Genomic DNA, 12,841 nt, shown 5'->3' on the forward strand with positions numbered 1-12,841 from the left:
TACCATATCCGCAAGAATACAGGAATATGACTACTTCGGAGAAGTATCGGAGTGATCTGTTAATAGAAGTCATTGCCGAGCGGCTTCAATTCGACCGGATTTCAGAGGTTCTTCCGGGGTCAGTGTACCCGCCATATCTGTTAGTTACTATTGGACTATTCATTGAATACGGCGTGTTTGATGTGTACAATTTCGTTGTGTCTGGCAAGAGTTCATTTCTCAGCCAGCCAAATTCGCTTGCGATTCCGGCGATGACGATCATCGGTGTAATTGGACTCAAATACATTCATGATAGCTATGCTGACGCCGTCGTGAACTTGGGTATCGAAGAGGAAAATATTGATATTGACGAGACGATTCGAAATGAGTTTGAGGGGCTCGTCTCGTTCCGGCTTCGTCTACTCGGGTATGTGGCGACACTTCTTGCCTTTTATGCTTTTTCTGTTTTTGTGATTACAATTTCTGAACTCATTGAGATTAGTGGAATCGGATTAGTTTTGTATGCTCAACTCGTTGACTTCCCGCTGATCATTGTTCCTGTTCTATACGAGCTTGGTATCTCGTATTTAGCTATTCATATCAATGTGCCTCGGCGAATTGTCAAAGCGGACTTCGGGCTGTTTTATTATGACCCGGAAAATTTAGGCGGATTCAAACCGGTTGGTCAGCTACTTAAACGTTCATATTATCTTTACACGATAATTTTGCTATTGTGGTTTCTACAATCACACACGCCAGTATTGCTAGCGGACTTTCTCATGAGTCCGTATCCCCCTCCAGGACCGGTGTTTCAACTTGCGCTATCAGGAGTATGGGCAGTTGGGGTACTGACAATTGCATACTCAATGTATCGAACTCACTCTATAATGAAGCAAAAAAAAGACACAAAATTACGCGAACTCAAACGCGAACTCAAAACTGCAGTCAAGGACCCATATGATGCGACGCTCACGAATATTGATGACCGTGAGCAATATGAGGAAGCTCAAGAAATGATATCACATGTCAAAAATACGCAAACGTATCCAACCACATTCACGATGTGGTCGCAGATATTTCTCAGTGTTTTACTCCCACAGGCGCTGAATATGGTCGTTCAACTTCCTAGCTAAGGCACTCCTGGTACCTGCTATGTTGTTACTCCCTCAGTACTCAGTACTCAGCACTCAGCACTCAGCACTCAGCACTCAGCACTCAGCATTGCAGATGGATTTACCCTCAAACGCTTGGAGGTGCGAGAGCTATTGCTGCCTGTCAGCTTGCAGCAACCGCTTAATCATGCTCATGTTGTATCTCTCAATCCGATCATTGACCGCCCGAAATAAGATGAAGCCCAACAATCCCAACAAGAATTAAACTGATGAATCCGATCCGAGCCATAGTCGCAGGCTCATCAAACAAAATAATTCCAAATGAAGCCGTCCCAACAGCGCCGATACCAGTCCAGACAGCATACGCTGTGCCTATCGGGAGATCTTGAACTGCTCGCGCTAACAAAATCATACTGATGATGAGAGAGATAGCAGTACCGAGGGTCGGGAGTGGTTTTGAGAATCCATCTGAATATTCGAGTCCGATTGCCCATCCAATCTCGAATAGTCCAGCCAATATCAACAAAGTCCACGACATATCAACAATTACTCATTAACACAATCGAAGTATACGCGTGATACCCATCGGTTCAGCTTGAGTCGATATCGAAAGTAACCTTCCTGTCGGTTTGATACTTTCTCTACATTGATTACTATCAGTGGAGAGTCAACGCAGGGTTGTGGATGAAACAATCGAAAGTGAGCCTATCAAAGTCCTGGCAGCCACAACAGAGGCGGACAATATACGATATTGATGAATAGCGGCACTGAAGTGAATACTATAGATAAAATTCCCACTGATAGTGATTAGTTCGAATAGTTTCACTGACGGTGTCGAATGACGCGGATTCAGCGGCTCCCATCACCGACACGGATAATCACGGCGGTAAAGACTTGCACTAATCACTATGAGGGCATCGTAGATATTCGTCTTAGCACCTCACTCCTGTCATCCAGTTGTTTGGAATGTCGCGAACGTCCAACTAAATATAATTCCCGCCCTGCTAGCACTATCATCACATGAGTTCGCAGTCCAAAACGGGCACCTCTACAGTCGATACGGAGCGGATTCTTCTTGGGAGTGTGGTGTTTGCTGTTCTGTTTCTTCAGTTGTTGGTCTATCCAGGGGTTGACATGCTGGTAACTGCGCTGGGCGCTCCTGTCGTTCTTAGGGGGAGTACGTGGTTCCTAGCAGCCGAACTGGGGGCATCAGTTCTGTTTGTCTGGGTTTGGGGACTGATTAGCGATGCGAGGAGAGTTCGAGTGCCACTGTTGCGACTCGGCGCACTTCTAGCAGCCGCGAGTTATGGCGGACTGGCTATCATTCCGCAAGTGGTGATAATCCCGTTTTCGGGTGCGCTGGCAATCCGCGCCATTCAAGGAGCGGCCACTATTGGGGTGTTGTCGCTTGCAATGACGATGTTGATGGATCTGCCAGGCGGGCATGGTCGGAACATGGGCGCTGCCGGAATCGCCATCGGCTCGGGTACCGCGCTAGGGGCACCAACCGGTGGGTTGCTGTATGGGCAAGGACCGTTCGTCCCGCTGGCGACGGCAGCAATGCTTGCGGTGGTCATTGCATTGCTGTCGACGCAACTCGTCGATCGCATTCCGGCTTCTGGGAATCAGAGTCGACAAACCTCGAAGACAATTATAACCATTGTTAATCGCATTCGCGAAACGCCGGAACTGCTCATCCCATATGCGTTCGGCTTCATTGATCGGTTGTCCGCCGGCGTATTTGCGCTGGCGGGGACACTATATTTTCGGACAGTTTTCAATTTATCACCAGCCGCGACAGGAGCAATGTTGTTCTTATTTTTTGGACCATTTGCGCTGTTCCAGTATCCGTTTGGTTCGCTGTCGGACCGGCTTGGTCGGGCGTTCCCGATTGTGTTCGGCTCGATTGGCTATGGGTTCAGCGTAATCGCGGTCGGGTTGGCACCGACAGTGACAATTGTTGGCGTTGCAATGGTGACGGTTGGTGTTGTCGGCGCGCTTATGTCCCCGGCGACGATGGCGCTAGTAACCGATCTCGCAAGCGAAGCTGACCGTGGCGTTGCGATGGCTGGATTCAACGCTACCGGCAGTATCGGCTTTCTCACTGGAGTGATACTTGCGGGAACCGTCGCTGGCGCTACTGGGTTCACCACGGTGTTTGTCCTCGCTGGCGCGGTCGAAGTCACACTTGCCGCGATAGCTGCTCCGGCTGTGTTTCGGCTTGCCTCGCCACGCACTGAAAAGCAGTCATAACTCTGATGTCGATACTCATCCACCCGTGGCGATTACCGCTAGACTGTACGGCGGTGACACATACATATGAAATAAATTCTGATTCCACACATACCTCCAGGGGGCAAAGACTAAGATGTTTTAGGTCGACCTAAAGAGCGATGGAGCATACTCACCGCTACCACGCTTACCCGACACAAGAGGTAGCGGAGAGACTGGAATAGTATATTGACGTTCATCGCCAAGCGTACAATTACGCCCTGTCCGTCTCCGTCGTATGTGTTCGAGTATGACCGTGATGCGAACGCGTCGTTGAACATTTTAGAACGGCGGTTTTTTCTGAACGAGGGGATGGTTCGGAGACACACCCGTGGAGACTGCGCTCCTTACGGATACCCATTCAGTATCTATAAAGCGCGTCGTAGAAACAGAAAGCCTCGGGGCTTTAATATTGATTTTGATGGTGATGTTGATGTGGATGTGACCCCGAGGCGATTCACACCCATATCGATGACATCCATATCGGTATTGCTGGGTCAATGGGCAGTATAGCGCTGTGCTCGATAACGTATTTAATCGTTGCAAGATAGTATCAAATTATATTTGAATGGCAATTTTAGATGATCTCTCTGGATTCGAGTTTGAGGATCTGATGGAGGATGTATTCCGCAATCTTGGATATGAAAATGTTCGACAGGCCGCACGGACGGCTGATGAGGGGCGAGATATCATCATGGAGGAAGTGATCAACGGCACCCACCGTGCAATTATCATTGAGTGCAAGCACACGGCAACAGTCGGTCGACCAGTTGTCCAGAAACTTCACTCCGCTATTGCGACGTTCGACTTTGACGGTCCAAAGCGCGGAATGGTCGTGACAACTGGTCGATTTACAAATCCTGCCGAAGAATATGCAGGAGACCTCCAGCAGAGCGACGATCCCTATCCGATTGAATTGATCGACGGTGAGGGTCTCCGAGAGATTGCGGACGACATTGGTCTTGATCTCTATAATGGGCGCATCGAAATCCTTTGTCAGGAGACGCTCCGTCCATATGACCCCGCGGTTGATATTGATGCACCTGTTCAAGAAGCGTTCCGCGATATTAACAACATCAACACCGCGGAAGTCCCAACACCGCATTCACAGGTATCTTTCCGTCCGGTAGTCACAATCACTGCCAACACGAACGCTGTCTTCGAAACTTCTGTCGGCGTCATCCATCAAATCAACGACAGCACGCAATTTGTTATCCACGCTGAGCGCGGTCATCCGAAGGTAGTTGACGACGATGTTGGGACGCTGGTCACAGAGAACTTCCACGCAACGGTTACCCTCGATATCGGGGAATTCACCGAGAGTTTCGATGACGTTGAGGAGCATCGATTCGGTCAAACCCAGACGGAATACAAAGAGTGGGCTGTCGACCATCTCAAAGATTACCACACAACCACAGTGACCTACACTGGTGATAATAATGTAACATATAATAAGACGTGTGAGCCGAATCGTTCGGATATCTCCGTTCAGTCAATTGAACCAGTATATCTCCCTGTGATTCGACAGACGACCGAACTGAGAGAATACTCATATCCACATGAATACTATGCTGCTGGTCCCTCACGGGTCACGCTGGAGGATGGGATTCACCGGTGTGTTCACTGTGATACGACTGGCGTCGACGAGACCTATACCTACTGTCCAAACTGCGGGGCAATCGCCTGCAATCGCCACATCAAAACCGAACGGCTGGAAGAAAAGCCAGTCTGTACGGGTTGTGCAGTGACCGAACGATTTGCGCTACAAACAAAGTATTTCTATGATACAGAAAATCTCAATACATTCCGTGAGGAGTACGCTGATATGCCGTTTTATCAGAAAGCGATGGAGAACACATGGTTGGTTGGAGCCAGCACAGTCACAATCTTGTTGTTCATCGTTGGTCTCTTTATTATCGGTGGAATCCTGTAAACAAACCTGATCCCATTGAGTCTCATATTATTGGTGAAAAGTCAGGCACTTGCAGCGAGATTTTGAGACTTCTCTGCGGCTGATCTTGGGGGAGTATTTTATTTAGTGTCTGCATCATAATACAATCGGTGAGCGGAACTAGGACCCAACTTGAACGCACGCTCGGACTTAAGGAAGCTTTGACTATTGGCGTCGGAACCATGATTGGGGCGGGCATCTTTGTCCTTCCAGGTCCAGCAGCCGCCCTCGCCGGACCTGCAGCAGTCGTTGCATTCGTCGCTGCAGGCGGAATTGCAGTTCTAACCGCACTCTCAGCGAGTGAACTCGCCACTGCAATGCCAGCCTCCGGTGGTCCATATCATTTTATTAATCAGGGGTTGGGTCCTATCTTCGGAAGTATCGCTGGGTTAGGCAACTGGCTCGGGTTGGCGTTTGCAACGGCATTCTACGCAATTGGATTCGGCAATTACGTCGCACCACTAGTATCAGGGATAGGGATAGGGATACTTCCACCTCTCGGCGTCAGTGCCATACCGATCTCCGCGGCTCAGCTGAGTGGACTCGTCGCTGCAGCCGTTTTTATTGGTGTCAATTATCTCAGTACAAAGGGAACCGGCGATCTGCAGAATATAATCGTCATTGTTTTAGTTGGGATTCTTAGCTTGTTCATTCTCCTCGGTGCCACTCAGGCTGACATCGCAACGCTCCGTCCCATATTTCCTGAAGGAGTTGAATCAATCTTTCCAGCCATTGCGCTGGTATTCGTCTCATATCTTGGATTTGCCCAAGTAGCCACTGTCGCCGGCGAAATCAAGCATCCTGGAACAAATCTCCCACAAGCAATGGTTGGTGGCGTTTTCTTTGTCATGATTATCTATGCGGTGTCGATGGTCATTCTACTCGGCGTCGTTGAGCGCCCTGTTATCGCTGGGTCCGGGACAGCAATCGCGGATAGTGCAGCCGTTGTCTTCGGCGCGTTTGGAGGCGGTGTCATCGGCGTTGGTTTGCTCACATTTGGTGGGCTGTTAGCAACCGCCTCGTCGGCGAACGCATCAGTGCTATCAGCTTCTCGTATCAATTATGCAATGGGGCGGGACGGTCTGATGGACGCGCGACTCTCAGTCATTCACGACCGGTTTGACACACCTTACCGCTCTATCCTGCTGACCGGCGGGCTCATTCTGTTGCTTATTATCGTGGGAGAGGTCAATAGTCTCGCTCGAGCGGGGAGTGTTCTACATTTATTGGTGTATGGTCTGTTGAATGTCTCGCTTATCGTTTTTCGGGAGAGTAATACTGGCGATTATGATCCGGGGTTCACAGTCCCATTTTATCCGGTACTTCCGGCACTAGGTGCCATTGCTTCATTTGGACTCATTGGATTCATGCAATTATCGGAGATACTGCTTGCTACCGGGGTTGTTGCTGGGGGCGCTATCTGGTATGTCCTATATGTCCGTCATCGCGTTGTGGACACCAGTGCGCTAGCGGTGTACCGCGGCGCAGTCCCACTTGAGATCGAAGTCGAGGTGGAATTTGACTTCGACACCCCATCGAAGCGAACTGAAGAGGTAGCAGAAGATGACTAACAACTCGTTATGTATCAGAAGTCGGCAGCAAACACTCGTGTGTGATCATCCATGCACCCAGAAATTTCACCTGTGGATATTACCTACCAATTATGATTGATACTCCTACCTTACTGATACCCATCGACGTATCGACCTCGGAGGATCCATCACAGACACTCGTTGATCTCTTAGAACCACTCCACATCGTCGTACTCGGGTACTATCCAGTACCAAATCAAACGGCGCCTAAACATCTTCAAGCAGCTCATGAGGATGAAGCGAAGGCTGCGATGGAACCGGTCGTCCGCCGGTTTGTAGAGCAGGGCGCCGATGTCGAGTCGGTGCTGGTATTTACGCGAGATCATATCACGTCGATCGACCGAGTAGCCAACGAGCACGACTGCGATGCAGTCCTCATTCCAGGGTCCGCCGAAGTTACAAAATTGCGCAATATCCTTGTCTCACTGAACGATGAAGAGAGTGTGTTTCGGATTCTCTCTGTGGTCGGTGTCCTGTTAAAAGAGACCGATCCCAGCGTCACATTACATCACCCCGAAAGCATCAAGAACGAAAGTGCTATGTCTGAGCTCATGCTCCGCGGTGCGACTGACTGGCTGAGTGAGCAGGGTCTCAAACGAAATCGTATCACGTGGCGCAATCCGACCGCGGAAACTCAACCCCCCGACTTGGTTACGCTAGCTGATGAGCATGAGTTCATCATCATGGGCGAAGAAAAGCCCTCACTCGCCGAGCGCGTCCTCGGCGAACTACCGGAGCGGATCCATGATCGGACTGGACGAGCGGTCCTCGTGGTCCGCAGGGAGCACTGATTTCGATGTCTAAAAATAGTAACAAACCGTCGGTACTCGTGCCTATTGACGCTTCGACAGACGAGCAGCCTGACCCGCGACTTCTTGAACTTCTCAAACCTGCCCGAGTCGTTCTTGCCGGCTGGTATCCTGTCCCTCATCAAACACCTCCTGAACAGCTCAAACGGGCTCATGAGGATGAGGCAATCGAGTATATCGAAACCATTGCATCTAATCTTCGGGACGACGATACAGCAATTGAGACAGTTGTTGTTTTTACTCCTGATAAATCAACGACGGTTGACCGGCTTGCTGATGAATACAACTGTGGAGTCGTCTTGGTCCCTAAAGCTGTTAAGCGTGTCAAGCGTATCCTCGTGCCGATTCGGACTGATATTAATCTCCAGGCTATTCTTTTGCTTGTCGGTGTCTTGCTAATGGATAGTGAAGCAACTGTTACACTCTTATATGTCGCAGAAGCAGACGAGGACACCGGAGCTGGAAAGATTATACTTAGGGGAGCGACCGACGAGTTGCAAGATGCTGGCATCAATCCTGGTCGTATCGACACAGTAACGCTTGAATCTGACACTCCTATTAATGATATTGTCGATGCCGCGGTCAATCACGACCTGCTCGTTATTGGCGAATCTGAACCGTCACTAATCGAGCAAGTTATTGGTGATGTGCCAGGGCAACTCCTTGACCAGACTGACCGACCAGTGTTGGTCGTCCGGAAGCTCTCAACTGGAGAGAAAGGAAATAAACATAGTGAAGAACCACCGGAGTGACCTCAACAATGATCATAGCTACAGTATGTGAAATTAAACAGTATTGTGAATAAAGAAGATATAGATTCGGTCGTGTTCTCATATTTGCATATCTCACATGAGCAAGCGATTTGATTCAGCCCTACAAGATGCTCATCTGGAACATGCGGAGCGTTATCTCGGTTGATACACTCATTGTCTTGATCTTGGTAAATAACTCGCTTGACGCATGATCGATTGTAAGTTGTTTGGGTGTCTCACCGGGTGATTACTCAAGATTCGCGAACACTCTCAGCAGCCTTGACCATATTCGTTAGTGACGGTTCTACCTCAACCCACCGACGTGTTTTAAGACCACAGTCCGGGTTAACCCACATCTGGTCCTCATCAAGCACCTCAAGCCCATTATAAATGAGATCCTCCATCTCTTCGATGGATGGGATCTGCGGTGAATGGATATCATACACGCCTGGTCCGATGTCGTTCGGATAATCGAGCTCATCGAAGGAGCCGAGCAGCTCCATTTTCGAGCGGGACGCCTCAATAGATATGACGTCCGCATCCATATCGACGATTGCATCGATAATGTCGGTGAATTCCGCATAACACATATGGGTATGAATTTGGGTTTCGTCCGCAACCCCACAGGAGGCAAGCCGGAAGCACTCGACCGCCCACTCAAGATACTCAGCCCACTGGCTTTCGCGCAGTGGAAGCCCCTCACGAAAGGCGGGTTCATCGATTTGGATCGCCTGAATCCCAGCATCTTCAAGATCACGGACTTCATCACGAATTGCAAGTGAAATCTGACGGCATGTCTCCGCACGGGTCTGGTCGTCGCGCACGAATGACCACTGTAGAATTGTAACTGGACCAGTGAGCATCCCTTTAACCAATTCGTCTGTCTGTTCGTCGGCGTAAGACAGCCAGCGTACAGTCATCGGCTCCGGACGGCTTACGTCACCTGCAATTATTGGTGGACGTACGCAGCGAGTGCCATAACTTTGGACCCATGCGTTCTCGGTGAAAATGAACCCATCAAGTTGACGCCCGAAGTACTCCACCATATCACCTCGCTCGCTTTCGCCATGGACGAGCACATCAAGTCCAATCTCCTCCTGTCGCTCGATTGTTTCGGTAATCTGCGTTTCGATGAATGCCTCGTACTTCGACTGAGAAATCTCCTCATTCTTATATGCTGCCCGCATTTCTCGCATCTCATCAGTCTGTGGGAATGAGCCAATGGTTGTTGTCGGTAGTTCTGGCAGGTCAAACGCCTCGCGCTGAATCTCTCGTCGTACATCGCGGTTGGAATCCCGTCGCGTCATCGCATCATCAATACCGTCTACACGTTCCTGAACATCCGAATCATTGATCCAGTCGGATTCGGCTCGGTTCTTGATTGCCTGGCGGCTTCGCTCGAAGAGAGCTTCCGTTCCCGTCTTATCACCGTTCGCACGGTCAGCTAGTGCCACGATTTCCTCAATCTTCCCTGTCGCGAACGAAAGCCACAATTTCGTATTGTCGTCGAGACCTGGCTCAGCGTCAAGATCGGTCGGCACATGGAGCAGTGAGCATGATGGTCCAAGGATCACTCGATCGGAACCAAGAGCGTCAATAGCCGTTTCCACTGTCTCCAGCAGCGTATCAAGATCTGCTCGCCATACATTACGACCATCTACAAGACCAAGCGAGAGACTCAATTCGTTGGGGACACCGTACTCAAGCGCGTCATCAAGTTGCCCCTCACCCCGAACAAGGTCAAGATGGAGCGAATCAACTGGGAGGTCTAACGCAGTCGGGAGATTATCACCAAGCGATTCGAAGTACGTTGCAAGGTGAATATCAAGATCGGTGGCGTTAGCAAGGACCTCATATGCCTCAGTGTAGGCCGCTTGTTCTTCGTTGTCAAGCTCGAACACAAGAGCCGGCTCGTCAATCTGGACTGCCTGTGCCCCCGTGTCAGCAAGTCGCTGTAGTGCTTCAGTGTATACCGGAAGTAACTCCTCAAGCAGATCAAGCGCATTAAGATCCTCCGATTGAGTCTTACCAAGTAATAAGAATGATACTGGTCCAATAAGAACAGGGCGCGTATCAATGCCCACAGCCTTTGCCTCTTCATACTCATCAATGATCTTCGTTGAAGAAAGGGAGAATTCCGTGTCGCGGGACAGTTCCGGAACGAGATAATGATAATTCGTATTGAACCACTTGGTCATCTCCATTGCCTGCACGCCGGAGGTATCTCCCTCTAAGTCCTTTTCTTGGATCCCGCGAGCCATCGAAAAGTACGTGTCAATATCGACTGTGTCGCCATCCCAAGGGAATCGATCAGGAACCGCACCTACCATCGCGCAGGTATCGAGTACCTGATCATAATATGAAAAGTCATTGCTGGGAACGAAATCGAGACCAAGTTCGTCTTGTTTCCGCCAGTGTCTTTCACGCAGGTCCGCCCCTTCTGCGAGGAGTTCCTCTTTTGAGCGATCTCCATTCCAATACTCCTCGACCGCCCGCTTAAGCTCGCGGTGCGCGCCGATTCGTGGGAATCCCAAATTCGCTGTCGTCGTCATATATGTTTACTAGTGATTATGTCTGAAGAGTTCATGCATCGCATCAATATCTGACGGTTATGACCAATTTCATGAGTTGAGAGTGTGTATGACTTAGAACTCCTCAGCGACGTCTCTTCATTTTCTTTTTTTGCACACATCGATAACGGGGTGTGATACATGTCAAATATTTGACTGAAATTTCATATGATTCAGCATACTTCAATTTTAGGAAATGTTGGATTCTCGTCCCTGACAGCATATAAAGAAATTGAGAGAGAATACCAAAAGTTCTGAATTTACCATGCTGAGATGTTATCCCGTTCGTGATAACAGACTGTTGAATCTGAGTTGACCACGGGATGAGCTGACTGCCGACTATATGATGAGCACGCTTCACAACACAATCAACCGGAGCGCAGGATGGTGATATGGAGAGTGTTGAGTCAGTTTCCGATTGAGCGTTATCATTGGACTAATTTATCTAAAACTGCCGCCACAGAAAATCCTGCATGAAAAGACGCTATTAGTCAATAATACACATGTAAAATAATAGATATTAAAATTGAGACCCGATATGAGCAGATCGCTGAGATAGTACGCAAGTGGAGACATTGAGTCTATTAATGGGATTGGTTCGGCATGCAACGATCGATTGGTTGAACAGGGGGTTGTCGATGTAGCTATGTTGAGTACCTGTTTAGCTAAGCGGTTGAGCGAGCGGATCGATATCTCTTCACAGAGGCTGTGAGGGTCGAATTGCTGTTCGTCAGCGCACGAATCAAGAGTTTGATTCAATTTGATATTATTCTCCGACCGAGTCGCCAAATGATATCAGCCGGACTATAGCGAAATCTCAGTCCCGTTGCCTGCCTCGACTGCCCGCTGATAAATCATCTCGCCCGCTGCGGCATCCAACGTCGCGGATCCAACACTGATGACCGTCAGTATCTCGTCCGGTGAGTCCCGAACATATCCGTTCGTGAGTGGGACGCCAAGTTCAACCATGTCATCAGCGGTAAGATCACTTACGAGGATATCTCCAGTTTCGGCGACTTCCTCGGGCACGTCGGCGAACGTCTGTTCGGCACGCTCAAGAACACGAGGATTGAGTTCTTGCATCTCCGCGGTGAATGCACCAACGGCGACGACAAGAGATCCTGTCTCGAGCGCGTCGGGCGGAAAAACAGGATTGGTCGCTGTCGTCGCTGTCACGACGACGTCAGCACCTACGACAGCCTCCCTGGGTGTATCGACCGCATGCGCCGGCATCCCTTCCTCAACTAGGTCTGCCGCACATGCCTCCCGCGAGTCACTCGGTGAGTAGATTCGCACATCTGAAAGCGCTGTGACGGTCTCGATTGCGCGGGTCTGCCAGCGTGCTTGTGCACCTGCGCCTATCACCCCAAGCGTAAGACCATCATCGCCTGATTCCGGTGCCAATGCTCGAACTGAGACTGCCCCAATGCAGCCGGTCCGAGCGTTTGTGATTGTTGTCCCTGCCATGAACGCCTTCGGGAGACCTGTCCGAGCCTCGGTAAGTATGACCTGGGCGTTGATCGTCGGAAGATTTCGCGTTTCATTATCTTCATGTACACCGACAAGTTTCGTCGCGTAGTGGTCTGCACCATAGACGTACGCTGGCATCGCAATCCCAGTTCCGATTGGTTCGTCATCATCAAGACCCGCGCCGACTGTGAAATGTGGTCGCTGCGGTCGTTTGACCTTATCAGCAGCCTGTTTAACTAATGCGTTATCCACGACATCGACGAGTGTCGCGATATCGAGGTTTCGATCAACTTCCGCTGCGGAAAGCACCAGTACCATGACTGGGGTGTTGGGTC

At 49.9% G+C, this 12,841-nt stretch carries 9 protein-coding genes and 1 pseudogene; 7 read left to right on the top strand and 3 right to left on the bottom strand.

Annotated features, from left to right (window positions below; translation table 11 throughout):
- Nucleotides 1–26: 26 nt before the first annotated feature.
- Nucleotides 27–1,112: a hypothetical protein gene (locus tag HQRW_RS06565; protein ID WP_014555969.1), complete on the top strand. Its 1,086-nt coding sequence runs from the start codon at nt 27–29 to the stop codon at nt 1,110–1,112.
- A 193-nt stretch (nt 1,113–1,305) separates the two neighbouring features.
- Here the strand turns inward: HQRW_RS06565 and sugE are convergent, their stop codons facing one another.
- The gene (gene sugE, locus HQRW_RS06570) at nt 1,306–1,629 is read right to left on the bottom strand and encodes a quaternary ammonium compound efflux SMR transporter SugE (RefSeq protein ID WP_014555970.1); all 324 of its coding nucleotides are present in this window, start codon (nt 1,627–1,629) and stop codon (nt 1,306–1,308) included.
- A 482-nt stretch (nt 1,630–2,111) separates the two neighbouring features.
- Here sugE and HQRW_RS06575 point away from each other — a divergent pair, with 482 nt between their 5' ends.
- The 6 genes and pseudogenes from HQRW_RS06575 (at nt 2,112) to HQRW_RS06595 (ending at nt 8,466) form a co-directional block, all read left to right on the top strand.
- Entirely contained in the window at nt 2,112–3,344 is a 1,233-nt protein-coding gene (locus HQRW_RS06575; RefSeq protein WP_014555971.1) for an MFS transporter, read from the top strand.
- Between the two features lie 249 nt (nt 3,345–3,593).
- Nucleotides 3,594–3,807: pseudogene (locus tag HQRW_RS16940) on the top strand (hypothetical protein); the annotation flags it as partial.
- A gap of 123 nt (nt 3,808–3,930) precedes the next feature.
- The gene (locus tag HQRW_RS06580; protein ID WP_014555972.1) at nt 3,931–5,295 is read left to right on the top strand and encodes a restriction endonuclease; all 1,365 of its coding nucleotides are present in this window, start codon (nt 3,931–3,933) and stop codon (nt 5,293–5,295) included.
- Nucleotides 5,296–5,423: 128 nt separating this feature from the next.
- Nucleotides 5,424–6,884: an APC family permease gene (locus HQRW_RS06585; RefSeq protein ID WP_011571492.1), complete on the top strand. Its 1,461-nt coding sequence runs from the start codon at nt 5,424–5,426 to the stop codon at nt 6,882–6,884.
- A 92-nt stretch (nt 6,885–6,976) separates the two neighbouring features.
- Entirely contained in the window at nt 6,977–7,696 is a 720-nt protein-coding gene (locus HQRW_RS06590; RefSeq protein WP_014555973.1) for a hypothetical protein, read from the top strand.
- 5 nt (nt 7,697–7,701) lie between these two features.
- A complete protein-coding gene (locus HQRW_RS06595; protein ID WP_014555974.1) occupies nt 7,702–8,466 on the top strand; it encodes a universal stress protein in 765 nt (254 codons plus the stop codon).
- A gap of 251 nt (nt 8,467–8,717) precedes the next feature.
- Here the strand turns inward: HQRW_RS06595 and metE are convergent, their stop codons facing one another.
- The gene (metE, locus tag HQRW_RS06600) at nt 8,718–11,018 is read right to left on the bottom strand and encodes a 5-methyltetrahydropteroyltriglutamate--homocysteine S-methyltransferase (RefSeq protein WP_014555975.1); all 2,301 of its coding nucleotides are present in this window, start codon (nt 11,016–11,018) and stop codon (nt 8,718–8,720) included.
- Nucleotides 11,019–11,840: 822 nt separating this feature from the next.
- Entirely contained in the window at nt 11,841–12,824 is a 984-nt protein-coding gene (locus tag HQRW_RS06605; protein ID WP_014555976.1) for an ornithine cyclodeaminase family protein, read from the bottom strand.
- Nucleotides 12,825–12,841: the final 17 nt, after the last annotated feature.

This window comes from Haloquadratum walsbyi C23, assembly GCF_000237865.1.
GTDB classification, from domain to species: Archaea; Halobacteriota; Halobacteria; order Halobacteriales; family Haloferacaceae; genus Haloquadratum; species Haloquadratum walsbyi.